15 protein-coding genes are annotated in these 25,789 nt (G+C 66.1%); 5 read left to right on the forward strand and 10 right to left on the reverse strand.

What is annotated here, in order from left to right:
• A partial coding sequence (locus ACTHNZ_RS08370; RefSeq protein WP_440542119.1) for a PLP-dependent transferase occupies positions 1 to 141 on the forward strand: 141 nt, incomplete at its 5' end.
• A gap of 8 nt (positions 142 to 149) precedes the next feature.
• Here ACTHNZ_RS08370 and ACTHNZ_RS08375 read toward each other — a convergent pair.
• From ACTHNZ_RS08375 to ACTHNZ_RS08385, 3 genes are read right to left on the reverse strand one after another with little or no spacing between them, the layout of a single operon-like run.
• On the reverse strand, positions 150 to 320 hold the full coding sequence (locus tag ACTHNZ_RS08375) for a DUF3800 domain-containing protein (protein ID WP_440542120.1): 171 nt from the start codon (positions 318 to 320) through the stop codon (positions 150 to 152).
• Between the two features lie 54 nt (positions 321 to 374).
• Positions 375 to 1,220 (reverse strand): AraC family transcriptional regulator, encoded by an 846-nt coding sequence (locus ACTHNZ_RS08380; protein ID WP_440542037.1) that lies wholly within the window; start codon positions 1,218 to 1,220, stop codon positions 375 to 377.
• A 38-nt stretch (positions 1,221 to 1,258) separates the two neighbouring features.
• Positions 1,259 to 1,600 carry an FKBP-type peptidyl-prolyl cis-trans isomerase gene (locus ACTHNZ_RS08385; protein ID WP_440542038.1) on the reverse strand — a complete coding sequence of 114 codons (342 nt, stop codon included), beginning with the start codon at positions 1,598 to 1,600 and terminating at the stop codon, positions 1,259 to 1,261.
• 193 nt (positions 1,601 to 1,793) lie between these two features.
• Here ACTHNZ_RS08385 and ACTHNZ_RS08390 point away from each other — a divergent pair, with 193 nt between their 5' ends.
• A complete protein-coding gene (locus ACTHNZ_RS08390) occupies positions 1,794 to 2,564 on the forward strand; it encodes a sensor histidine kinase (RefSeq protein WP_440542039.1) in 771 nt (256 codons plus the stop codon).
• 106 nt (positions 2,565 to 2,670) lie between these two features.
• Here the strand turns inward: ACTHNZ_RS08390 and treY are convergent, their stop codons facing one another.
• The 7 genes from treY to ACTHNZ_RS08425 form a co-directional block, all read right to left on the reverse strand.
• A complete protein-coding gene (gene treY / locus ACTHNZ_RS08395) occupies positions 2,671 to 5,559 on the reverse strand; it encodes a malto-oligosyltrehalose synthase (protein ID WP_440542040.1) in 2,889 nt (962 codons plus the stop codon).
• Positions 5,556 to 7,820: a 4-alpha-glucanotransferase gene (gene malQ, locus ACTHNZ_RS08400; RefSeq protein WP_440542041.1), complete on the reverse strand. Its 2,265-nt coding sequence runs from the start codon at positions 7,818 to 7,820 to the stop codon at positions 5,556 to 5,558. The genes treY and malQ overlap by 4 nt, the downstream gene beginning before the upstream one ends.
• Positions 7,817 to 9,805 carry a malto-oligosyltrehalose trehalohydrolase gene (treZ, locus tag ACTHNZ_RS08405; RefSeq protein WP_440542042.1) on the reverse strand — a complete coding sequence of 663 codons (1,989 nt, stop codon included), beginning with the start codon at positions 9,803 to 9,805 and terminating at the stop codon, positions 7,817 to 7,819. The genes malQ and treZ overlap by 4 nt, the downstream gene beginning before the upstream one ends.
• A 33-nt stretch (positions 9,806 to 9,838) precedes the next feature.
• Positions 9,839 to 11,962 carry a glycogen debranching protein GlgX gene (glgX, locus tag ACTHNZ_RS08410; RefSeq protein WP_440542043.1) on the reverse strand — a complete coding sequence of 708 codons (2,124 nt, stop codon included), beginning with the start codon at positions 11,960 to 11,962 and terminating at the stop codon, positions 9,839 to 9,841.
• 72 nt (positions 11,963 to 12,034) lie between these two features.
• Positions 12,035 to 14,221, reverse strand: a complete 2,187-nt coding sequence (glgB, locus tag ACTHNZ_RS08415) for a 1,4-alpha-glucan branching protein GlgB (RefSeq protein WP_440542121.1) — start codon at positions 14,219 to 14,221, stop codon at positions 12,035 to 12,037.
• A 76-nt stretch (positions 14,222 to 14,297) separates the two neighbouring features.
• Positions 14,298 to 17,708 carry a maltose alpha-D-glucosyltransferase gene (gene treS / locus ACTHNZ_RS08420; protein WP_440542044.1) on the reverse strand — a complete coding sequence of 1,137 codons (3,411 nt, stop codon included), beginning with the start codon at positions 17,706 to 17,708 and terminating at the stop codon, positions 14,298 to 14,300.
• Complete coding sequence (locus ACTHNZ_RS08425; RefSeq protein WP_440542045.1) at positions 17,698 to 21,201, reverse strand: maltotransferase domain-containing protein; 3,504 nt, start codon at positions 21,199 to 21,201, stop codon at positions 17,698 to 17,700. Before ACTHNZ_RS08425 ends, treS begins: the two co-directional genes overlap by 11 nt.
• Before the next feature lie 678 nt (positions 21,202 to 21,879).
• Here ACTHNZ_RS08425 and ACTHNZ_RS08430 point away from each other — a divergent pair.
• From ACTHNZ_RS08430 to ACTHNZ_RS08440, 3 genes are all read left to right on the forward strand, one after another.
• Positions 21,880 to 22,440, forward strand: coding sequence for a sugar dehydrogenase complex small subunit (locus ACTHNZ_RS08430; RefSeq protein ID WP_440542046.1), 561 nt, complete (start codon positions 21,880 to 21,882; stop codon positions 22,438 to 22,440).
• Positions 22,441 to 22,538: 98 nt separating this feature from the next.
• The gene (locus tag ACTHNZ_RS08435) at positions 22,539 to 24,140 is read left to right on the forward strand and encodes a GMC family oxidoreductase (protein WP_440542047.1); all 1,602 of its coding nucleotides are present in this window, start codon (positions 22,539 to 22,541) and stop codon (positions 24,138 to 24,140) included.
• Between the two features lie 294 nt (positions 24,141 to 24,434).
• Positions 24,435 to 25,775 (forward strand): c-type cytochrome, encoded by a 1,341-nt coding sequence (locus tag ACTHNZ_RS08440; protein WP_440542122.1) that lies wholly within the window; start codon positions 24,435 to 24,437, stop codon positions 25,773 to 25,775.
• Positions 25,776 to 25,789 lie beyond the last annotated feature (14 nt).

A 25,789-nucleotide genomic window follows, 5' to 3' on the forward strand; every position in this document is an offset into this window, starting at 1 on the left:
CCGGCCACGACGACGCACAGCCGGATCACGCCCGAGGCGCGTGCGGCAGCCGGGATTACCGAGGCGCTGCTTCGCGTGGCCGTAGGGCTCGAGGATGCGCGCGATATCTGCGCGGATTTGGGGCGGGGGTTGGAGGGGTAGACTTCGCCCTATTCGCTGCCGGGGTGGCTCCGGCAGCGAGCGCATCTGATTACTTCGAATCCTCTCGAATCGCCCGATTGAAAGTACCGAAAGATCCAGTAGGCAACGATATCTGCCATTTGGATCAGCCTCGACGCTTTCGAGTCGAGAAACAGTGGCACTTCCGCTAAATTCCTCAGCTTGCCGGTTTGATGCCCGCCTCGTTCAAGTGGACTTGCGCCGTTCTGCGCGTCTCAATGCACCCGTGCCGCGCGCCACTGGCCCGGCGCGATGCCGAAGCGGCGCGTGAAGGCATGCGTGAACGCGCTCTGATCGGCGAAGCCGACCGTCAACGCCACGTCGATCAGCGTGTGGCGTGCATCGCACAGCATCATCAGCGCCGTGTCGAGACGCAGCCGCTGCAGATAGCGGTAGGGTGCCGTGCCGAATGCTTCGTTGAACAACTGGTGGAAGCGTCGCTCGCCGAAGCCGCAGTGTGCCGCAAGATCGCCCACGCGCAGCGGCTCGGAAAGGTGCGCGCGCAACCATTTGTCGATGCGTGCGTAGTCGAGCCCCGCGGCCGGCGCTTGAACGCCGATGCTGTCGCCGAGCATCACGGCCAAGCGCGCCGCCGTTTCCCATGCCAAGCGGCGCGCCGGCAGCAACGAGCGGGCCGTGTGCTCCGTATCGTCGCCGGCGTCCGTGCGGTTGCCCGCATCGCCGCGATGCGCGCGCGATGCCCGATCGATGTGCGCCGCATGCGATGCGGCTTCACGTACCGCGCCGGCCAGCGCGCCGTTCATCGTCAACGGCATTGCCCGAGCGAAGAAGCGCTCGGGCAATGCCAGCGAAGCGCACGGCACGTCGAGCACGAGCTGACGGTTTTCGCCGATGCCCGCATACTCGTGACGCGCACCGGCTGGAATCAGCCAAGCACGGTGTGCGTCGATACGATGGCCGATGCCGTCCACAGCCATCTCCATCTCGCCGGCCACGCCGAGCACGATCTGATGGAACGGATGAACGTCGCATGCGCTGACGGCGCCGTAGCGCCGAAGCGATAGCGCCGGCGAGTCGATCGCGTGCTCGTGTGCGTGCATCGTCGCGCTCGATGAGGTCAGTTCCGTGCCGGCTTCGCTCAGGTTTCGAGCAGTTCGACCTCGAAGACGAGCGTCGCGTTCGGGGGGATCACGCCGCCCGCACCCCGCACGCCGTAGCCGAGTTGCGGCGGAATCGTCAGGCGCCGCACGCCGCCGACCTTCATGCCCTGCACGCCTTCGTCCCAACCCTTGATGACCATGCCGCCGCCGAGCACGAACGCAAACGGATCGTTTCGGTCCTTGCTCGAATCGAACTTCTGGCCGTCGGTGAGCCAGCCCGTATAGTGAACGGTGACCGTACGCCCCGCCGCAGCTTCCGCGCCCGTGCCTTCGGTCAAATCCTCGTACTTCAGCCCCGATTCGGTGGTCACGATCGTCATGATTCTTAAGCTCCAGTTTCAGAAGAAACCATCATTGTAGGCGCTGCGGTCCTCGAGGTGCCTATAATGTCCGTCTACTCTACGCACCTACGGCGTCACCCGGTCGTCGCGCGTGCGCGAGCGGCACTTGCATGGGCCCCGCTCGCCGCCGCGCCGTGGCCGGGACATCCAATTACCTTTCGAGAGGCCGATCGTGTCGACGTTTCTCAACGCCGCTGCCGCATCCGACGAACGTCTCGCTCATTTGCGGGCCGAAGTCGCGCTCTTCATGCGCGATCATGTCCTGTCCCTCGTATCCCACGATTTACGCAGTCCGCTCAACGCCATTCATAGCTGGGCGTACGTGCTCGAGCGCAAGCTCGATGCCGCCGATGCATCGGCCCAGCGCGCGCTGGCCGGCATTCGCTCGGGCGTCGAACAGCAAGTGAAGCTGCTGGAGGATGCCGTCGACAAAACGCGCGCCGAAACCAAATCGTTGCCCCTCGCGCGTGAATCGTTTGTCGCGCGCTCGGCCATCGAGCGCGCGCTCGAGGATGCGCGCCGAGCGCTCATCGAGGCGCGCGGCACGACCGTCGCACTCGAATCGTCGCTCGATGCCGAGCGTTGCGACGGTGACGGCGAGCGCCTTGCGCAAGCGCTCTGGACGATGCTCGTCTTTGCCGCGGAAGCGAGCCCGCCCGGCGCGGCAGTCACGCTGAAGTCGGCGTTGGAGGCCCCGTTCTGGCGTATCGAGATCGCCTTCACGACGAGCTTCGCCGCGTTGGCCGATGCCGAATTGCCGCATGCATTGGAGCCGTTCGCAAGGACGCAGGCGATGCAGCCGCGCGAGGCGGGGCGCATCGCCTGGGTGCTGGCGCTCGTGCAGCGCGTCGCGTCCGCTCACGGGGGCACGTTCGAGCAAGGTGCGACGAACGACGGCGAACCCACGATGCTCGTGCTGCGCATCCCCCTTGCCGCCATGTAGTCGAGTGTGGACTTCCCACGCCGCCGCGGTCGCCGCTAGCGTGTCTACGGCGATCGGTGGCGGCAAGCCCAATGCCATCGCCAACGCCGCCGCAGCGATGCCCCTGCTACTCGCGCGGCACGCCTTCCTCGACGAGCAGTGCCACCGGTAGCGCGCTCAGAGCGTCGCGCAAATAGAGCCTGCCCGTACCGTCGGCTTTGGGTGCGGCGGGGCTCATGCAGTCGAACAGCGCCCGCCCGGCCAGTGCGGGCGGCAATGCGATCGCCGTGTCTTCCCACACGGCCGGATCGGCGAGCGGCACGTCATTGGTCTCCCCCATCAACGACGATGCGAGCCGCGTGGCGATGACGATCGCATAGGCGTCGCCGTGCTGCCGGGCGAACGCGATCGCATGATGCGCGCGCGAGCCGGTCACCGTCAGCGGGACGTACGAGCCTTCGAGAAAGAGCGCGGGTGAGACGGCTCGCAACGTCAGTGCACGGTGCACGATGCCGAGCTTGACGCGGCCGTCGCGCCAATGGGTCAACTGCTCGCTTGGAGGCGTGCCGGCGAGCCACGCCTTTCGCTGATCGAAATCCACGGGCCGGCGATTGTCCGGGTCGACGAGGCTGAAATCCCAAAGCTCGGTGCCTTGATAGAGGTCCGGCACGCCCGGGCAAGTCGTCCGCAGCAGCGTCTGCGACAAACTATTGACGGCTCCGGCGCGCTCGATGCGTGCGACGAACGAAGAGAGCTCACGCAGAAAGCCGTCGCGCCGCTGCGGCGCAAGAATGTCGAAAAGAAACGCGCGCGCGGCGGTTTCGTACGCTTCGTCGGGCGCATGCCAACTCGTCTGCAGTTTGGCTTCGCGCGACGCTTTCAATTGCCACTGTGCAACGCGCTCCGCGAATGCATGCACGCCCTGCTCATCGGTAGGGTCGAGCCCATAAGGCCAAGCCCCCACCAACGTTTGATAAAGCATGGCCTCGGCGGCTGGTCCCGGTGCCCAGTTCGGTGCCGGGCCCAGGAGCGGGGTGCAGGCCATGGCCAGCCCGGCCTTTTCGTCGGGCGCGTCCTCCGATGCGAAGGCGCGGCGGTGCGGCGCGTTCAGTGTCGACCACGCGCGCAGCGTGGCCGTCCACTCGTCGGCGATTTCGCTCAAGACGGCGAGCCTCGCGCGGACGTCTTCGCCGCGCTTGTGATCGTGCGTGGCAGTCGCGATAAGCGCATAGGGGTAGCGCTGCGCACGTTCGAGATTGGCTGCATGAAAAGCATCGACGTCGAGCGCGAATTCGGCGGGATCCGCGCCGACTTCGTTGCGCGACAGTAATCGGCCATAGCGGTAGAAGGCCGTGTCTTCGAGCGCTTTTGCCGCCAGCGGCGCGGTGACCTGCGCGAAAAGCGTTGCCGCGGTGCGCCGCTCCCGGCTCGGCACCGCGCTCGTCGGCGAATGGGCCTCGCCGTCGCGGCCGTCGCCGCCGAGCGACGCCGCGACGTAGGCGAGCACCGTGTGATCGCCTCGGGCCATCGAGCGGCGTGCGCGTTCGAGTGCTTGATTGAAATACGCCTCATCGGCAGCGGTGCGCGCGCCGTTTTGCGGATACATCCGATAGACCGGAAAGTGCACGGCCACTTCGGCGAGCGCCCGGCGTATCGCCATGAACGTGAAATCGCGCGTCGTGGGCTGTTCGCGCGCGATTCGATGGATGCCGCGAGCGGCGCGGTCGAGCTCGGCCGACAGGTTTTCAGCCAGAATCTTGCGCCGTGCTTCGCAGGCGATGTCCGCGTACGGTTGCGGCGAGCCCGACAGCTCGCTCCAGGTCGCGGTCAGCGTCGCTTCGCCTCGTGGATCGTGCAGCAGGGCGCCTACGTCGTTCATGAAGTCGTAGCCCGTCGTGCCGTCGACCTTCCAGTCCTCGGGCAGCGCCTCGCCGCGGGCCAAGATCTTTTCGACGACGACATAGGCGCGAGGCCCGTCGAGCTGCGCCGGCCGCTCCGATTCCCTTTCGGCGAGTTTTTCCCGCAACCGCTGGCAATATTCGCGCGGGTCGACGAGCCCGTCGACGTGATCGATGCGCACGCCATCGATGACGCCTTGCGCGAACAGTCGCAAGACGAGCGCATGCACGGCATCGAACACTTCGATGCGCTCGGTGCGCACGGCCGCGAGTGTGCCGATGTCGAAGAACCGGCGCCAGTTGACTTCGTCCGCGGCCGTGCGCCACCAGGCGAGACGAAAGAACTGCCGCTCCAGCAGGCGGTGCAAACGCTCGCGCGATGCAGCGCTCGTCGGCGCATAGTCCGCCACCGCCGCGTCGAACGGCTTCGCGCCCCGCGTCTGCGCGAATTCACGCAGCGCTTCTTGCGCGGCCTGCGCACGCTGCCGCTGCTCGGGCTGCACCGTCACGCCCTCGAAGTGGTCGGCAAGCGCCGCGAGCTCCGGATGTTCGCCATGCGCCCCGCCGCGCAATATCGCCGGATAGTCGACGGGGCAAATGGGAAACCGATGTTCGCCGTAGCAAACGAAGAAGCGGCCTTGGCTTGCGTCGAACGAGAGGGCGATGCGGCCCGCGGCGAGTTCGTCGCCGTAAGGTGCCCCCAGGCACGGCGCAAGCACTTTGCCGCGCAGCGCGGGATCGGGCGAATGCCAGTCGATGTCGAAGTAGCGCGCATGCGTGCCGTGCCGGCCCCATTCGAGGATGTCGAGCCACCACGGGTTATGGCCGCCCGCAATCCCCATGTGATTGGGCACGATGTCGGCGATGAGCCCCATTTGCCGCGCATGCACGGCTTCGGCCAGGCGCAGGAGTCCTGCTTCGCCGCCGAGCTCGGGGTTCACGCAGGTGTAGTCGATCGTGTCGTAGCCGTGCAGCGAGCCCGGCATCGCCCTCGTGATCGGCGATAAATAAAGATGGCTCACGCCGAGCGCGGCGAAGTAGTCGACGTGAGCGAGCGCATCGTCGAACGTGAAGCCGTGATGGAGCTGCAGGCGCAGCGTGGAGCGCGGGACGGTCATGGTGTGCGGGAGGAATCAGGAAGCGGCCCAAGGCGTCTATGCAAGGCCGAGGCGCGTCTGCCCGATACGGCAAGCAGGCGGTCGCGCAACGGACCGCTTCCGAAAAGAACGTCGATCGGCGCCGTGAGACGCCGACGCCAGTTCGGATGCTCGTCGATGGAGCCCGGCAGGTTCGGTTGATCGGCCAGGCCCAACAGGTCCTCGAGCGGATACAGCGCGAGCGGGGCCGGTGTCGAAGCGACGAAGGCCAGTGCTTCGTCGATCGGCGCTTCCGTTTTCGGCGGCGCCCCGACCCCGTGCGCCGCGACGCCCGCGTGCTGGAACGCGCGCCATAGTGCGTGGCGGTCGGCCGCTCGTTCGGCGTTGGCTAGCGCGACGGGGTCGCGCCCGTCCGGGCGGGGGGCGGTTTGACCGATCCGATCGCGCCAGGCGATGTCGTGTCCGCTCCACCAGCCGGCAACGGTCGGCAGATCGTGCGTGGTCGTGGTGGCGAGCGAGGTGCGGCTGTATTGCGCAGGCGCCTTGAAGCTGCCGCCGTTTTCGCTGCGCTCGAACCAGAGCACGCTGATGCCGAGCAGGCCGTGGCGCGCGAGGCGTTCTCGGAATCCCTCCGGTACGGTACCGAGATCTTCGCCAACGACGATCGCGCGATGGCGCATCGATTCGAGCGCGATCAGCCGCAGCAGATCGGACATCGGGTAGCGCAGGTAGGCGCCATCGGCGGCGCTCGCACCTTCCGGCACGAGCCATAGCCGCTGTAGGCCGAGTACGTGGTCGATGCGCAAGCCCCCGCAGTGGGCGAACGTCGCGCGCAGCATGTCGATGAACGCACTGAAGCCTTGCATGCGCATGGCGCGCGGCGAGAACGTCGTGAGCCCCCAAGCCTGGCCAGCCTGATTGAACAGATCGGGCGGTGCGCCGACGGAGACCGCACGGAGCATATCGTCGGGATAGGACCAGGCGTGGCTGCCGGCACCGTCGCAGCCGACGGCGAGATCGGCGACGAGCCCGACGGCCATCCCCGCCTCGCGTGCCGCGCGCTGGGCCTGGCTCACGCCCTTTGCTGCTAGCCACTGCAGAAACAGATGGAAATCGACCTCGTGACGATGCTCGCGCGCGAATGCGTCGACGTCGGGGCTGCGCGGGTCCTGCAACGCGGCGGGCCAGTCGCGCCAATGGCCTCGTCCGTGCATCGCGCGCTCGAGCGCATCGATCGCTTCGAACCGGGCGTGGTCTTCGAGCGCCCGTCCCCCTGCCCGGCTGAACGCGTCGAATTCATGCGCGAGGGCCGTGGCGGCGGAGCGCTCGTGCGCGCAAAACCGTTCATAGAGCGCTCGCAGGACCGCGAGCCGCAGCGTGAGCGCAGCCGGCCAATCGATGAGCGGCGACGCTTCGAGCATGGCCCATCGCTCCCGCGACGTCGGCGGCCCGTCCGCCCGCACGGCATCGAGCGCCGCCTCGAACGCCTGCACGCCGAGCACGGCCGACGGATCGATATGGGCAGCGTTCAGAAACAGCCGCGACGACGGCGCGTAAGGGCTGAACTTGCGCGGCTCGGCGCTGAACATCGCATGCGTCGGGCTGATCGCCAGTGCATCGGCACCCGCCTGTGCGCTCTGGCTCGCGAGCATGGCGAGCGCCGTGAAATCGCCGATGCCGCCGTCGCCGGCACGGCGCAGTCCATAGAGCTGTGCGCCGATGCCCCAGATCGACGCGGCGCGCGGTGCGTCGGCGTTGCTGCGCCGCACGGCCTTGACGTCGGCAGCGGCCAATTGGCTGCGGCATGCATCCTCGATGGTGTAGCAGCGGGCCGGCGCGACCGCCAAGCACACGCGCTGATCCCCGACCTCGAGCGTGTGATATCCCGGCTCGGCGATGGGGGCGAGCAGCGTCGATTCCCCTTTCGGCACGCCCAGGCGTCCTTCCACGGTGCCGCCGCCTTCCAGCTCGATCCGGTAAGCGGTGCCCGTCGGGCTCGATGTCGCAGGCAGCGCCGTGGCACGATGGCATTCGGCCGTCACGAGCGGGGGCAGCGTCCGCGCGGTGCGTTCGGCATCGAGGCGTGCCAGCGTTTGCCGCGCCTCTTCGGATGTGCCGCATGGTAAGCCCAACGCCGCGAGCAGCGTGGCGAGCGTGTCGGACTTGACGCGGTGCATGCGCTTGTTCGCATCTTCCCAGTGCACTTCGAAGCCGGCGCGCGTGGCGATTCGCTCGATCGTCTCTCGACCGAGCGAGGGCGAGATCGATCCTGCTCCGCTCATTCGGCGCTCCCTCCCGGCATCGGCACGCGGGCGTCGTGATGCAGGGCGAACGCGTTCACGTCGCCCGTCAGCCAAGCGACGCAGGCGTAGCCGGGCAATTGGCCGGCATCGACGCTGTCGCGCGCGCGAGCCGGTGTTTCGAAGACGACCATGCCATCGGGCCGCGTGTCGAACGGGAGCGTGTCGGACGTCAAATTGAGCGCGATCGCCAGCGTTTCGTCATCGGCCAATCGCCAGGATGCGACGAGTGCATTGGCGTCGTGGCCCGATCGGGTGCGCAACGGCGTGACGCCGAGCGCGCGCGCGCCGCGAAGCCGCGGCGCAATCAGCTTCGCGCGCACGGCGAGGGCCGACCGGTAAAAGTGCAGCCACGCCTCGCGCTCGCCGCGCGCCGCGGGTTGCGCGGTGCCGGCGCCTTTGTCGCTGGTGCTGGTGCTGGTGCCGTCGCCGTTGTCATTGTCATTGGCATTGCCGTTCGGTTCTTCTTCGGTCGGCGGCGACGACAACGCGAACGTTTGGACTGCGTTCGGATCGGGGATGCGTGCGCGGCGTTCCGGGTCGGTGAACGCCGAGAACTTCGCGAACTCGCGGCGCCGGCCTTCGCGGACCGCTTCGGCAAGGTCGCCCGCATAGTCGGTGAAGTAGAGGAACGGCTGCGTGGAGCCGAATTCTTCCTCCATGAACAGCAGCGGAATTTGCGGCGAGAGCAGCAGCAGCGCCGTCGCCGCGAGTAAGGCTTGCGGGTCGCACAGCGTGCGCAGCCGTTCGCCGAACGCGCGATTGCCGATCTGATCGTGGTTCTGCAAGAACATGACGAAGGCCGTCGGCGGCAGTTGTGCGCTCGGCTCGCCGCGCGGGGCACCGTCGTGGATGGGAGACGGCTCGCCCTGATAAACGAATCCTTCCGACAGCACGCGCGCGAGCTTCGCGATGGGCCGCTCGGCATAGGCGCGGTAGTAGCCCTCGTGTTCGCCCGTGAGAAGCACGTGCAGCGTGTTGTGCGCATCGTCGTTCCATTGCGCGTCGAAGTGCGTTCGCAACAGGCTGGCCGTGTTGTGTTCGTTCTCGAGCACGAGATGGACATGTCGCCGCGGCTCGATCGAAGCGCGCACGCAGTCGGACAGTTCGCGTAGCCAGTCGTCGTCGCCGATCGCATGGACCGCGTCGAGGCGCAGACCGTCGAAGCGGTATTCGTTGAGCCAGTACAGCGCGTTTTGGCAGAAGAATTCACGCACTTGCTCGCGGCGGAAATCGATGGCGGGACCCCACGGCGTCGTGACGTCGTCGCGGAAGAACGCTCGCGCATACTGAGGCAGATAGTTGCCGTCAGCGCCGAAGTGGTTGTAGACGACGTCGAGCAGCACGGCGAGCCCCAGTTCGTGCGCGCGATCGATCAACGCCTTCAGTTCTTCGGGGCGGCCGTAGGCCGAATCGGGTGCGAACGGCAGCACGCCGTCATAGCCCCAATTGCGGCGTCCGGAAAAATCGTTGACCGGCATCAATTCGATCGCTGTTGCACCGAGTTGCGCGATGTGCGGCAAACGCCGCGCGACGTTCGCATAACCGCCGAGCGCGCCGACGTGCAATTCATAGATGACCATCTCCTCCCAAGGGCGGCCGAGCCACTCGGGGTGCTGCCAACGGTACGCGAGCGGATCGACGACTTCGGAAGGCCCGTGCACGTCCTCGGGCTGAAAGCGCGAGGCGAGGTCCGGCACGGCCAAGTCGCCATCGAGCCGGTAGCGATAGCGCGTGCCGGCACCGCATTCCGCGTGGGCTTCGAACCAGCCGTCGCCCGTCGGCGTCATCTCGGCGATGCCAGGCTTGCCTGCATACTCGAACTCCACGCGCGCCGCCGCGCGCGAGGGCGCCCACAACCGAAACCGCGTGTGCGGCGCGCCGGCGCCCGGCGTGCCGATCAGCTCGGCGCCGAACGCTAAGGGGTGCGCGCTGCGATCGTGCGGGGCGGATCGGTTTTCGGACATGTCGTCGGCTCCTTCGTCGAGAACGCGGGATGATCAATCAATCGGATCGCCGTCGCGCGGCGCCGGCTTCGCGGCGAGCAGAACGAAACCGTGCGCGCCGACTCGCAGCGTGTTGTCGTCGACTCGGTGCACGGGGGCGTCCGGGTTCGTGCTGTCGGCGAGCACGTTCCATTCCAGAGGCGGGGCGGGCGGGACGAACGAGAGCTCGACGTGGGAGCCGTTGTGCATCAGCAGCAGCACTTCCAACTGTCCGTCCGAGTCGGGCCCGGCTCGGCGCAGCGTGAGTGCGCGCGCCTGCGGGTCGTGCCACGCATCGCTCGTCAGCGGTTCGCCGCGCTCGTCGAACCAGCCGACGTCTTTGACGTCTGGCAAGACATCCTGCTCTCCGCGCAGAAAACGCGCGTCGCGCAGCAACGGGTGTTGCCGGCGCAATGCGATGAGCCGCGCGGTGAACGAGGCCAGCGCGCGCCCTTCTTTCGAATCGGCTGCCTGCCAGTCGAGCCACGACAGCTCATTGTCCTGACAATAGGCGTTGTTGTTGCCGTGCTGGCTGCGCCCGAATTCGTCGCCGGCGGCCAGCATCGGCGTCCCGAGCGAGGTGAACAAGGTCGCGAGCATAGAGCGCGCAACGAGCCCTCGCGTCGCTCGGATCGACTCGTCGTCGGTCGGCCCCTCGATGCCCCAGTTCGCACTGCAATTCTCGTTGTGACCGTCGGCATTGTTTTCGCCGTTCGCTTCGTTGTGCTTGTGCTCGTATGACACGACGTCGGCGAGCGTGAAGCCGTCGTGCGACGCGAGATAGTTCACAGAGGCCCAGGGGCGCCGGAAGCGATGATTGAACATTTCGGCGGAGCCCGCGATGCGCGCGGCCAGTTCGGCGCGCACGCCGGCGTCGCCGCGCCAGAAACGGCGCGCGCAGTCGCGAAATTTGTCGTTCCATTCGGCGAACCCGGGTGGATGGCGGCCGACTTGATAGCCGCCGGGGCCGACGTCCCACGGTTCGGAGATGAGCTTGCGCTTCGATAGCACCGGGTCTTGGCGGATGACGTCGAAAAAGCCCGAGCCCGGATCGAAGCCGTTGCCCTCGCGTCCCAGCGTCACGCCGAGATCGAAGCGGAATCCGTCGACGTGAAATGCTTCGACCCAATAGCGCAGCGAATCCATGACCATCTGAAGCACGCGCGGGTGCGACAGGTTGAGCGTGTTGCCGCAGCCCGTATCGTTGATGTAGTGCCGCTCGTCGCCGGGAATGAGCCGGTAGTAGCTTGCATTGTCGAGCCCGCGCCACGAGACGGTCGGGCCCAGTTCGTTGCCTTCGCACGTGTGGTTGTAGACGACGTCGAGGATGACTTCGATGCCGGCTGCATGTAATTGCCGCACGGCGATGCGTAGCTCGTTCAGCCGTCGCGTCGATAGATACGGCGCATGCGGCGCGAAGAAGGCGGCGGTGTTGTAGCCCCAGTAGTTCGTGAGACTGCGCTCGAGCAGGAAACGCTCGTCGAGAAATGCGTGAATCGGCAGCAATTCGAGCGCGGTGACGCCAAGGTCGCGTAGATGATCGATGAAGCGCGGCGAGGCGAGCGCCGCGAAGGTCCCGCGCTCGTGTTGGCGCACGTCGGGGTTCAGCATCGAGATTCCGCGCAGATGGGCTTCGTAGATGACGGTTTCGGGCCACGGCACGTCGGGCCGCACGTCGCGCGACCAATCGAAGGCTTCGTCGATCACGACGCATTTCGGCACGGCCGGCCCCGAGTCGCGTCTGTCATACGACAAGTCTTGCCTATTCGAGTGCACGCGGTAGCCGAACAGCGCATCGGTCCAGCGGAAAGGACCGGTCAGCTTCTTCGCGTAGGGATCGATCAGCAGCTTCGCCGAGTTGAAGCGGTGGCCGTACTGCGGCTGATAAGGGCCGTGTGCGCGAAAGCCGTAGACCGTGCCTGGATGCGCGCCGGGCAGATAGCCATGCCAGACCTCGTCGGTGCATTCGGGTAGCGGCAGGCGGGCGAGTTCCTTATGACCGGCCGGATCGAACAAGCACAGATCGATCCGGTGCGCGTTCGCCGAAAACACGGCGAAATTCACGCCCAGTCCGTCCCACGTCGCACCGAGCGGATACGATGTCCCAGGCTCGAGTCGATCGGGTAACGAATTCGCCATGCCGCGTCCTTGCCCTTGTGTCGATGGAGTGCGTCGTGATGCGCTTCGGCCCGAAGGGCGGCGCGTGCCCGCTTACTCGGCGCGCAGGACGATGGTGGCGAGCGGCGGCAGCGTCAACACCGCCGATTGCGGCTTGCCATGGCTCGGCACCTCCTCGGTGACGACGCCGCCGTTGTTACCGACGTTCGACCCGCCATATACGGCGGCATCCGTGTTCAACACCTCGGCCCACCAGCCCGCGCGCTGCATGCCGATGCGATAGCCGTGACGCGGGACCGGCGTGAAATTGCAGACAATCGTGACTTCACGGCCCGCGCCGTCGCAGCGCCGATAAGCGAACACGCTGTTGCCGCTGTCGTCGCCGACGAGCCATTCGAAGCCGCCCGGCTCCGAATCGAGCGCGTGCAGTGCGGGCTCCGCGGCATAGAAGCGATTCAAGTCGCGCACGAGCGTTTGCACGCCGTGGTGCATCGGGTCGTCGAGCAGATGCCAGTGCGGTGACGCATCGTGATCGAACTCGGCGTATTGCGCGAGCTCTCCGCCCATGAAGAGCAGTTTCTTGCCGGGGTGCGTCCACATGAAGCCGAAGTACGCGCGCAGATTCGCGAATTGCTGCCAGCGGTCGCCGGGCATCTTGCCGAGCAGCGAGCCTTTGCCGTGCACGACTTCGTCGTGCGAGAGCGGCAGCACGAAGCGCTCCGAGTACGCGTAGACCATCCCGAACGTCATGTTGTGATGGTGGTAGCGGCGGTAGACCGGGTCTTCGTGCATGTAATGCAACGTGTCGTGCATCCAGCCCATGTTCCACTTGAATTGAAAGCCGAGGCCCCCGTCCTCGGGGCGCGCCGTTACGCCGGGCCACGCCGTCGATTCCTCGGCGATCGTAATGGCGCCGGGCACGCCGGGCGCGTAGCCGACTTCATGATTGACGCGCTTGAGGAACGCGATGGCTTCGAGATTTTCGCGGCCGCCGTAGATGTTCGGCACCCACTGGCCTTCCGCGCGCGAGTAGTCGCGATAGAGCATGGAGGCGACCGCATCGACGCGCAGCCCGTCGACGTGATAGCGGAGCAGCCATGCGAGGGCGGAGGCCACCAGGAACGCGCTGACCTCGTTGCGGCCGAGGTTGTAGATCATCGTGTTCCAGTCTTGGTGGTATCCCTCGCGCGGATCGGCGTGTTCGTAGAGCGGGGTGCCGTCGAATTGAATGAGGCCGTGCGCGTCGTTCGGAAAATGCGCGCTGACCCAATCGAGGATCACGCCGAGCCCAGCCTCGTGCGCGCGATTGACGAAGTGCGCGAAGCCCTGCGGCGGGCCGAAGCGGGCCGACGGCGCGAACGGCGACAGCGGCTGGTACCCCCACGAGCCGCCGAACGGATGCTCGGCGATCGGCAAGAACTCGACGTGCGTGAAGCCCATGCCGAGCGCATACGGAATCAGCCGATCGGCCAACTCGTACCAATCGAGCCCGCGGCGGCCGTCCTCTTCGATGCGCAGCCACGATTCGGCATGCACCTCGTAGATGGCGATCGGCGATTGCGCGTTTTGCAGCGCGGCGCGATTGGCGATCCAAGCGCCGTCGGTCCAGGGGAATTGCTCGATCGAGGCCCAATCGGCGACGACCGATGCCGTGGCCGGCGTCCGTTCGGTTCGTAAGGCGCAAGGGTCGGCCTTCAGCTGCAGCGTGTGGCCTTCGCGCGTGACGATTTCATACTTGTAGGACGCGCCCGCTGCGAGCCGAGGCACGAACAGCTCCCAGACGCCGGCGATGTGCCGCAGCCGCATCGGATGCCGGCGGCCGTCCCATGTGTTGAAGTCGCCGACTACGGAAACGCGGCGCGCATTCGGCGCCCAGATGGCAAAGCGCACGCCGGCAATGCCTTCGAACGTGCAGGGGCGCGCGCCGAGGCAGTCGAGCACGGCATAGGGATCGGCGCGTGCGAGACGGGAGAGCGCTTCCTCCGAGAGCACGGGGCCGAACGAATACGTGTCCTCGATGTCCTGCTCGACGCTGTGCCAGTCGATGCGCAGGCGATAGGGCTCTTCGTGCTGCACGAGGCCCGCAAAGAGCCCGCTTGCATGGATCTGGCTCAGCTTGCCGATGCATTCGCCGCTCGCGCGCGAGATGACCGAGACTCCCGATGCGCCCGGCAGCAGCGTGCGAACGGCGTATCCGTCGGCCGTGCGGTGCGGGCCCAACTGCGAAAACGGATCGGGATGGCGGCCGTCGACGAGTGCCTCGATATCGACGGGATGCATGCCGGTAGTCGGATCGCGGTCGGCGATCTCGCGGATGCGTGAAGACCGTTCGTTCATGGAACCCATCTGGCAATCCTCACGTTTGGTCGGGTGCGGCCGCGCCGTCGCCATCGCCATCGCCATTGCGCGCTTCGCCGAGCAGACGCGATGCGAGCGCCGCAAGCCCGCGCAGGGGAAGTCCGAGCCAAGTGGGCCGGTTCGCGGCTTCGTAGCGTACTTCGTAGGCGGCCTTTTCGACGAGGAACAAGTCGAGCAGCACATCCTCTGCCTCGGGCGAAACGAGCGGATGCACGGCATGGCCGATGGCTTCGCGATAGCCGTCGAGGAAGCTTTGCTGCCCCTCCTCGCGGAATCGTTCGAACAGGGCGCGCTTGCGATCGGCGGTCAGCATCGGCGCGTTTTCGGAAATCGGCTGAGCGGCCGCGCTCGCATACGAGAGCGAGCGCAGCATGCCCGCGACGTCGACTAGCGGGCTGCGCTTCATGCGGCGTTCGTCGATGGGGCGGGCCGGCTCGCCCTCGAAGTCGATCAGATACACGTCGTTTTGCGCGATCAGGACCTGGCCCAAGTGGAAATCGCCGTGCACGCGGATGCGCAGCGCATCCACTTGATGCGGTACGTGATGCTCGAGCGCGTCGATGAGCGCGCGCCGGCGATCGACGAGCGCCTGCGCTAGCGCGCGCGTTTCATCGTCGATCGACGTGCCTTCCTTCGCCGCTTCCGCTGCCAGCACGTCGAGCGCATGTTCGAGCATGGAACGCGCGCCGTCCACCCATGCGCGGACGTCGGCGCGCGTGGCTTTTTCGGGCGCGAAGGCGGGATCGTCGCAGGGCGTGGCCAATGCGGCGTGCAATTCGCCGAGGCGCCGCCCGATCGTCCCCGTGAGCGCGCGATAGCCCTCGAATTTCTCGGCATCGGGCTCTTCGGTTTCGGGCGCGAGCGCGAGTTCGTCGATCACGCGGCGCAAGTAGTCGAGCGCCCAATTCCAGGCATCGCCCTGGTTTTCGATGAAGCCCTGCAAAAGGGCCAGCGTATGCGGCACGCCCTGAGGGTCGACGCGCACGACTTCGCCGTAAAGCGGCGCCGTGTTCGCATAGCCGATCTCGGTCAAATGGCGGCTCATCTCGGCTTCGGGGTGGATGCCGCCGATCAGGCGCCGCACGAGTTTGAGGACGGCTCGCTCGCCGATGACGAGCGAGCTGTTGCTCTGCTCGGCCGCGATCCAGCGGATTTCGGGCGTGTCGCCGAGCGCGTCGAGCTCGGCGAGCCGTGCCGTCGGGACGAAGCGGATTTCGCTCTTTTGCACGGTCGGCACGACGGCCTGCGCGCGCAGGTTGTGCAGCACCGCGTGCGCGAACAGCGGCAGCGAGAACGCATCGGTCAGATGCCCGATGTTGCGCCCGCGGCGCACGCGAGCAAGCGCGAGCTGCATGAACAGCGGCACCGTCGTGTCGGTGCCCCATGTGATGGCGAGCGGCAGTACGTAGCGTTCGGTGTGGCGTCCGACGTCGGCTTCGATCTCCGTGAAGGCGAAGCCTGCGTCGGGAATCGTGGTCAGGGCCGCGAGCCGCACGCCGTGAAGCTTTTGATCCTTGGACGCAAACCAGCGACGCCGGCTCAGATACGAGGGGAGCACCTCGGACTCGAGCAGCCGCACGTTCTCGGGCGTCGGCCCCGTTTGGCCCGCACGCAGCACCAGCGTGACGAATTCAGGCAACTGCTGGGAGCCGGGCTGCGCCCACGACGGACGATCCTCGCGATTGCACAGCAGGAACCAAAGGAAGCCGTAGGGCGGAAACGTCAGCAGATAAGTGAGCTGGCCGATCGCCGGAAACACGGAATCGGCCGTCATTTCCACGGGCACGCGGCCCGCGAATTCGGACAGATCCAGTTCGACCGCTTGCGGCGCGCGCGAAAGATTCGCGACGCAGAGAATCGGCGCCTCGCCTTCCATTTCGCGCAGATAGGCGAGGATTTTTCGGTTCGACGGACGCAGGAAGCGGATCGTGCCGCGGCCGAACGCGAGCTTGGAGCGGCGCGTGGCGAGCATGCGTCGCGTCCAATTGAGCAGCGAGTGCGGATCGCGCGTCTGTGCTTCGACGTTGACGGCATCGAAGCCGTACAGCGTGCCCATGACGGGCGGCAGGACGAGTTGCTCGGGGTCGGCTCGCGAAAAGCCGCCGTTTCGGTCTGACGACCATTGCATCGGCGTGCGCACGCCGTCGCGATCGCCGAGGTGAATGTTGTCGCCCATGCCGAGCTCGTCGCCGTAATAGATGACGGGCGTGCCCGGCATCGACAGCAGCAGCGAATTGATGAGCTCGATGCGGCGCCGGTCCCGCTCCATCAGCGGCGCGAGCCGGCGGCGAATGCCGAGATTGAGCCGCGCGCGGCGGTCGCTCGCGTAGGTATTCCACAGATAGTCGCGCTCGGAGTCGGTCACCATCTCGAGCGTCAACTCATCGTGATTGCGCAGGAAGATGGCCCACTGGCAAGTGGGCGGAAGCTCCGGCGTTTGCCGCATGATGTCGGTGATCGGGAAGCGGTCTTCGCTTGCGATCGCCATGTAAATGCGAGGCATCAGCGGGAAGTGAAACGCCATGTGGCATTCGTCTTCCTGGCCGAAGTATTCCTGTACGTCCTCCGGCCATTGATTCGCTTCGGCAAGCAGCATCCGGTTCGGATACTCGGCATCGATCGTCGCGCGAATGCGCTTGAGGATCGCGTGCGTTTCCGGCAGATTCTCGTTGCTCGTGCCCTCGCGCTCGACGAGATAGGGTACGGCGTCGAGCCGCAGGCCGTCGATTCCCATGTCGAGCCAGAAGCGCATGACCTGCAGCACCTCGCGCAGGACGGACGGATTATCGAAGTTCAGATCGGGCTGATGCGAATAGAACCGATGCCAGTAATAGGCCCCGGCCACGGGATCGTGCGTCCAGTTCGAAGGCTCGGTGTCGATGAAGATGATGCGCGTGCCTTCGTATCTCTTGTCCGTGTCGGACCATACGTAGTAGTTCCGATGATTGGACCCGGGCTTCGCGCGGCGTGCGCGCTGAAACCACGGGTGCTGATCCGACGTGTGATTGATGACGAGTTCGGTCACGATGCGCATGCCGCGCGCGTGCGCCCCTTGAATGAAGCGGCGCAGATCGACGAGCGTGCCGTAGTCGGGATGCACGTTGCGGTAGTCGGCGATGTCGTACCCGTCGTCGCGGCGCGGCGACGGATAGAACGGCAGGAGCCAGATCGTGTTGACGCCGAGCTCCGCGATGTAGTCGAGCTTGGCGATGAGGCCGGGGAAATCGCCCACGCCGTCGTTGTTCGCATCGAAGAACGACTTTACGTGCACTTGATAGATGATCGCGTCCTTGTACCAGAGCGGATCGTCGGACAGCGGCGATTTGGCCGCGCGCCGCGACGTGCGCGAGCGCTGACCCGCCTCGCTCTGCACGGGGGCCGATTCCAGAGGATGGTCTTCACGCTTCATGGTGAATCTCCGAGGGGCCGTGACCGCTGCCACCGGGTGGGCTGAGTTGGCCGACGCGCTCGAGCGAAGCGAGCGTCAGATCGTCGTGCGGGAAGCCCGCGGCGGGCGCGATGCGCCAGATGGCGAAGGGCCGTGTATCGGGTTCGATCCGAACGTGCTGGCGGCGGCCGCGCCATTCGGAGCGATTCCCCATGACGAGATCGGTAACGGTCAGCGCATCCCATTCCTGCATGTGCCAGTGCTCGTACAGATGCCAAGGCAGTTCGAGATCGGCTTCCTGCGGGGCGAACGGATCGAGGCTGATCGCGACGAGGATCACGTTCTCGCGTGAGCGCGTCGCCTTTTCGAAAAAAAGAATGCGATCGTTGTGGGCGGTCAGGAACGTCAGGCCGAGATGCGAATGCAGCGCCGGATTGGCGCGGCGGATGCGGTTGAGCATCGTGACGACGTCGACGATATTGCCCGGCCGATTCCAATCCCACGCGCGAATCTGATACTTCTCCGAATCGAGGTATTCCTCGCTGCCCGGCAAGGCCGCCGATTCGCAGAGCTCGAAGCCGCTGTATACGCCCCACAGGCCCGAGAGCGTCGCGGCGAGGGCCGCGCGAATCATGAAGCCGGCCCGACCCTGCGCTTGCAGATGGCGAGGATTGATGTCGGGCGTGTTCACGAAAAAGTTCGGCCGGAAGCATTCGCGCACGTTCGTTTGCGTGAGCTCGGTCAAGTACTCGGTGAAGTCGCGCTTCGATTCGCGCCAGGTGAAGTAGGTGTAGGACTGCGAAAAGCCGAGCTTCGCCAGCCGATACATGAGGCGCGGGCGCGTGAACGCCTCCGACAGAAAAATGACGTCGGGGTCGCGCGACCGGATGTCCGCGATCATCCACTCCCAGAACGGCAGCGGCTTCGTGTGCGGATTGTCGACGCGGAAGATTCGCACGCCGGCATCGATCCAGAACGCGATGACGTCGCGCAGCGCGAGCCAGAGCGCTGGCTTCGCATCGTGCGCGTAGAACTCGGGATTGACGATGTCCTGGTACTTCTTCGGCGGATTTTCCGCGTAGCGCAGCGTGCCGTCCGGCCGCCACGCGAACCACGTCGCGTGCTCGGTCAGCCAGGGGTGATCGGGCGCGCACTGGATCGCGAAATCGAGCGCGATTTCGAGCCCATGCTCGTGCGCGGCGGCCAGCATGCGCTTGAAGTCGTCGAGCGTGCCGAGCTCGGGATGCACGGCCGTGTGGCCGCCTGCATCGCTGCCGATCGCATATGGGCTGCCGACGTCGCCAGGCTGTGCTTTGAGCGTGTTGTTGCGCCCTTTGCGATTGATCTTGCCGATCGGGTGGATCGGCGGAAAGTACAGCACGTCGAACCCCATGTCGCGGATGCGCGGCAACTGGCCGATGACGTCGTCGAACGTGCCGTGGCGGGTGGGGTCGCCGCTCATCGAGCGGGGGAAGATCTCGTACCAGCTTGCGAAGCGCGCGGCCGAGCGTTCGGCATCGATGCGATAGATCGTTGCGTCTCGGGCGAGGAACGGGCGGTGTCGGGATTTCGCGACTGCATCGGCCGTCTCGGGCGCGAGGACGGCCTTGAGCCTGGCGGCATGATCTGCGCTCGAGAAGCGCATGGCGATGCGCTTCAATGCAGAGATCGCGGCGCGTTGCGTGTCGTGCTCGCGGTGCTCGTGATGGATTTGTTGCTGCGCGCCGGTTTCGTCGGCCGTCTCGGCTTCGGCCAAGACGCGCGCGAGCAGATGGCGAGCCTCTTCGAGTTCGAGCTCGACCGATTGATTGGCGTCGAGTTTCTTGCGGATGTGGTCGACGAGCGACGCGAAGTCGTCGCGCCATGCGACGACGGTGAATTCATAGCGTCCGACGCGGGGCAGCGCAATCGTCGCATGCCACAGATCGAGGCCGGCCGGCTGAGCCGGCCGCATCGGCGTTTCGCGCCAAGCCGTTTCGTCCGTGGCGCGCCAGATCACGGCGGCGGCGATCTTGTCGTGGCCCTCGCCGAAGATGGCGGCACCGATATCGACTTCCTCCCCCACGACGCGCTTGACGACGAAGCGGCCGCCGTCGATGGCCGGCGTCACGCTCTCGATCGCGATGCGCGGCGCGGCGAGCGCCTCTTGAGCCGACGCCACCGCGCTGCGCTTCGTCGCGCGGCGCACGGCGATGGTGGGGCACGGCTGCGCCCGATAGACGCGTGCTTCGCCCGGAGCGAGCGCAAAGGCCGGCAGCGGCTCGGCCGGTTCGGTGCACGGGCTCGTCAGCGGCTTGAACGCCATGAAGTTGCCGGGGACGCCGTCGAGAAAACGCGTCGGTTCGACGAGGGCTGCTCTCGTCAGATCGGGGTTCGCGATGAGCAGCGCAGCTTCGCGCGAATCGCGCAGATCGCGGCACTCCCCGCGCAAGACGGCGGCGACGTTCGCGCCCGCGGCCGACAACTGACGCAATTCGCCCACGGTGGAGAGCAACGAGGCCTGTTGCCGCATCGCGTTGGCTTGCCCAACGGCCTCGCCTAGATCGAAGCGCGCGGCGGCGCATGCGTTGCGGTAGCGCTCGGCGCTGCCGGTCGTGTACGACATCGGCTCGGCAATCCCGTATTCGAAGCCCATCGGCACGAGCCACCCGGTGCCGAGCGAGGCGCTCGTCGCAATCGCGCGGCGGTAGGCGCGCTCGATCACGGCTGCGTCGAAGGCAAGGGCAGAATCGCTTGCGAGACGCGGCCCATACGGCGCCTCGGGGAACGCGATCGGCGAACCGACGCGCGCGAGCGCCGCATGTTCCTCGGCCAGCCAGTCTTCGCGGAAATCCCACCAGCGCACCGATGAAAAGACGCCGTCGAACTGCGCTTGCTCCAAGCTAGCGAGGTCGTCGCGCGCGAGCCCCGGCGTCGCGGCGAGCATGCGCACGCTCTCGCGCTTCGCACGCACGGCCGCGCCCAACTCGCGCCATATGCCGATGGGGACGTGATGCGGCGAATCGAACCTGAAGCCATCGACGCCTGCTGCAACGAGTGCGGTAAGCCGCTCGCTCCACCAGGCCCCGAGCTGTGCGCAGGCGTGCGGATCGCCGAAGTTGGCGTAGGCCGCGTTGTCCTCGTATCGCGCATGCCGGGGATCGAGCCGAACGCGTGCCGGCTCGTAGGGGTGAAACCATTGCGGATGCGCGCGCAGCAATTCGCCGTCGGCGGCGACGCGATCGAGCACGAGATCGACGAGCAGTGCGAGCCCGACGGCGTGCGCTTGCTCGGCGAGACGGTGCAAGCCGTCATCGGCAGCGCCGGGCGCATCGAAGATGGGATGGAGCCGCGCGGAATCGGCTACGAGTTGCAAGTGCCCTGCTTCTCCCGTCGCGAACGGCGAGCCGATCAGGACATGATCGAAGCCGAGCGCCGCTGCATGCTCGAACTGAGCGGGCCAAGCGCCGAGCGGCCCGACGAGAAGCGGGTGAAGAAAATAAATCCGCGGCGCGTACGCGTGACGAGGTTCCATCGGTCCGTTCCAGTTCGTCGGCGATGTGGATGCACGTTGGCCGTGCGATCGCATCGCGTTGTCAGGCGGCGCTCGATGATCCGCGCGCCGGCGCGGGATTGCCCGGCAGCCGGCAGCATGAGCGCGCGAGAGAGCCGAAAGCACGATGCATGCCGCTGTACCCGGAGCAGGGCCCGCGTTCGACGAACGGAAGGCGTCGATCGCATCAAGTATGCGCGTGTTGCCCGATGCCGGTATGTGCGTCGCGTTGCGGCCGCCATCGAATTCGTGGAATTCGTGCGGAAAGGTGCAGCCGTCGGCTCGTTCCGCGCGGTGTTTCATCGGTGCAGCGCGGTGTAAATGTGACAGCCGGAGGTGCGTTTTTACATCGGCGCCGCGCGGCATAGGCGTCGCCCGGCGCGATGAGTGCGATTCGCAAACTGTGGCGTTCGACCGAAGGCCGCCGCGACGGAAACGAGCGTGCGTCGTTTCCGGTCGAAGCGTGCGATGAGGCGTTCGGCCATGCTGATTGTGTAAATGCTGCGACGCGGCTATAGTCGCTGCCAATGACAGAGTCCAAGGGTTATCACGGATAAGGGACAGACCGCCACGACGAGGGCGGCATTCAAGACCGGAATCGGGGAACGAAGAGCGTCGGCTGATGCCGATGGCGTCTTGGACAACGATGCTGGAGCCCACATGACAGATGCCCGAACGAGCCGGCCGCGCGAGGCAGCGCCGGCTGCGGCCCGCAGACGATTTGTGCTCGGTGCCGGCGCTTCGGCCGCGGCCCTGGGGTTTTCCGCTGCGATCGGCTTGCCGTTGGCCGCGTCGCCCGCATGGGCGTTCGCTCCGCCGGCCGGCGGCGGACTCGATGCGTTCACTGCGCTTTCTCGGCAATTGACGGGCCGCCCCGCCCTCGACGCGACGCTCTCATCGCGTATCTACGACGCATTGTCGAAGTCCGACAGCGCATTCGTGGCCAACGTGGCGGCGCTGAACGCGTGGTTGAAGACGCACGCGGGCGTACCGAGCGACACCGTGACGGCCGCCCTGACGGCCGACGATCCGCGGTTGGCGAAAACGGTTGGCCATATCATGCGCGCCTGGTACCTCGGGCTCGTCGGCGACATGCCGACGACTCGGGTGGTCGCCTATGAGCACGCCCTGATGTTCGACCCGGTGAACGACGTCCTCACGATCCCCTCGTATTGCCGGGACGTGCCGTTCTACTGGGCGCCGAAACCGTCCAACGCGTGATGCCGGTGCCGCGGCGAGAAGCGAACGGCGCGCCGGCGTCTTGCTCCGTGCACCCGGCATGTGGACTGTAAAAAAGTACGAAACAAGGCGAAGCGCTTATGGCAAACAACCCTTCCGCGGATGTCGTCGTCGTCGGTTCGGGCGTGGCGGGCGGTCTCGTCGCGCATCAACTCGCCTTGGCGGGCGCATCGGTCATCATTCTCGAGGCGGGGCCGCGCTTGGCGCGTTGGCAGATCGTCGAGAACTTCCGCAATTCGCCGGCCAAAGCCGATTTCGCGACGCCGTATCCGTCGATGCCGTACGCCCCGCATCCGGAATATGCGCCGCCCAACGGCTATCTGATTCAGAAGGGCGACTATCCGTACGATTCGCAATATCTGCGGCTCGTCGGCGGCACGACGTGGCACTGGGCCGCGGCCGCTTGGCGCTTGCTGCCGGCCGATTTCAAGCTTAAGACGACCTACGGCGTCGGCCGCGATTGGCCGTTTCCCTACGAAACCCTCGAGCCTTGGTATTACGCGGCCGAGGTGGAGCTTGGCGTGTCGGGCCCCGATGTCTCCATCGACCTCGGCTCGCCGCGCTCGAAGCCGTATCCGATGCCGCAATTGCCGCTGTCTTATATGGACGCGCGCTTTTCCGACGTGCTCAACGCCAACGGCTTCACGGTGGTGCCCGAGCCCGTTGCGCGCAACAGTCGCCCCTACGATGCGCGTCCCACCTGCTGCGGCAACAACAACTGCATGCCGATCTGCCCGATCGCGGCCATGTACAACGGGATCGTTCATGCCGAGAAAGCCGAGAAGGCCGGTGCGAAACTGATCGATCAGGCCGTCGTCTACCGGATAGAGGCCGACGACAAAGGCCTCGTCTCGGCCGTTCATTACAAGGACCCGTCGGGCCGCACGACACGCGTGAGCGGCAAGCTGTTCGTGCTCGCCGCGAACGGCATCGAGACACCGAAGCTGATGCTGATGTCGACGTCGGACAAGTTCCCGCATGGCATCGGCAACCGTTCCGATCAAGTCGGCCGCAACTTGATGGATCATCCCGGCACGGGCGTGAGCTTTCTCGCCAACGAAGCGCTGTGGCCCGGGCGTGGCCCGATGGAAATGACGTCGGTCGTTAATTTTCGAGATGGATCCTTCCGGTCCGATTACGCGTCGAAGAAACTGCATCTCTCGAACGGCGTGCCGACGATGGCGGTGACGTCGTCCTTGATCGACAAGGGCGTGACCGGTGCCGAGCTGGATCGTCAAATTCGCGATCGCGCCGCGCGCACGCTGACGATCAACAGTTTTCACGAGCATCTGCCCGAGCCGCGGAATCGGATTTTGCCGTCGCAAGATCGCAAGGATGCGCTGGGCATTCCCCAGCCGGAGATCTACTACTCGATCAACGACTACGTCAAAAAGAGCGCGGCCAACACGCACGAACTGTATGCGCAGATTGCCAGTTTGTTCGGCGGCACGGAGGTGACGTTCGACGATCATTTCGCTCCGAACAACCACATCATGGGCACGACGATCATGGGTGCCGATCCGCAGGATTCCGTCGTCGATGCCGATTGCCGAACGCACGATTCACCGAACCTCTTTCTCGCGACGAGCGGTGTGATGCCCTCCGCCGCCTCGGTCAACTGCACGCTGACGATTGCGGCGCTGGCGCTGCGGCTTGCCGATAAGCTCAAGCGCGAACTCTGATTGCGCGACGACTCCATGAGATTTTCCATGACGAATCTGCGACTGGGCTCCGACGCAACCGATTTGCCCGCGAGTGCGAAGCATCATGGCCTGCGGCGCCGTCCGATGTTCATGCGAGGCTTCGCGGCCGCGTTTTCGGTGTTTGCCCTGTACCTTGCCTGGCATGCGTCGGACGAGCGGGAGACGTTGCCCGCGGACGAAGTGCCCGTCGCCGCAGCGCAGGCGCAGGGCGCGAGCGAAGCGGCGGCTGCCCGGGCATCGGCCCCGAGCATGTCACTGCCCGCGAGCGCGCCGATGCCGAGGAACATGGGGTCCCTCCCGAGCGGCGTTTCGCCGGCTGCCGCGACGAGCGGATTGCCGGCCGGCAAAGTCGCGGGCTCGGCGGGACCTTCCGGCGGTTCGGAGGCGAAAGCGGTGCCCGCCGCCGCATCGACGGACGGCAACGATGCCGACCTCGTCAAGCGCGGCGAGTATCTGGCGCGCGCCGGCGATTGCATAGCGTGCCATACGGCAGACAAGGCTCGGCCGTTTGCGGGCGGGCTGGCGATCGGCACGCCGTTCGGCACGCTCTACACGCCGAACATCACGCCCGATCCCGAGACGGGCATCGGCCGCTGGAGCGATACCGATTTTCTGCGCGCCATGCAACAGGGCATCGGCAAAAGCGGAGAGCATCTGTACCCGGCGTTTCCGTATGCCGAATACACGCGCGTCACCGAGCGCGACTTGCTGGCGATTCGCGCCTATTTGAACACGCTGACGCCGATCCGTTATACGCCCCCGCCCAACGAACTGAGCTTTCCGTTCAATCAGCGCTGGCTGATGTTCTTCTGGAAGCTGTTCAATTTCCGCGAAGGCCGCTTCGTGCCCGATCCGAAACAAAGCCCGCAATGGAATCGCGGCGCTTATCTCGTGGAGGGCCTGGCGCACTGCGAGGAGTGCCATACGCCGCGCAATTTCACGCAGGGCCTGGCATCGAGCGATCGCTTCGCGGGTGCCGTGCAGGCCGGCTGGCGTGCATTCAACATCACGCCCGACAAGGCCGGCGGCATCGGCAACTGGAGCGACGACGACGTCGTCCGGTACCTCGGCACCGGCGCGGTGCCGGGCCGCGCGAATGCCGCCGGGCCGATGGCCGACGTCGTGGCCGACAGCACGCAGTACCTCACGCGCGAGGACTTGCGTTCGATTGCCGTCTACCTACGCTCGGTGCCGCCGGTCTCGGGCGGTCAAACCCGTCCGCGCGATCAGTGGGGCAAGCCGGCTGACGACGTCAAGCGCTTGCGCGGCACGCGCGTTGCCGGTGTCGATGGCGCGCAGCTGTTCGTGGCCAACTGTGCGAGCTGCCACAATTGGACGGGGCAGGGCATCGGCGGTGCCTCGCCGCTCGCGTACCCTTCGTTGATCCACAACAGCGCGGTGGGCTCGCCCGATGCGGGCAATTTGGCAATGGTCATCCTGCATGGCGTGGATCGCCATACCAAAGAGGCCGACGTCATGATGCCGGGCTTTGGCGATGAACTCGACGACGATCAGATCGCTGCCATCGCGAATTACGTGACGAAGCACTTCGGCGATCCGAAGGCGAGCGTGACGGCGGACGACGTCGCGAAGCTGCGCCGGCGTCGACAATAAAGGCCGCGCTCGAA

This window comes from Trinickia sp. (assembly GCF_051953955.1).
Lineage (GTDB): Bacteria > Pseudomonadota > Gammaproteobacteria > Burkholderiales > Burkholderiaceae > Trinickia.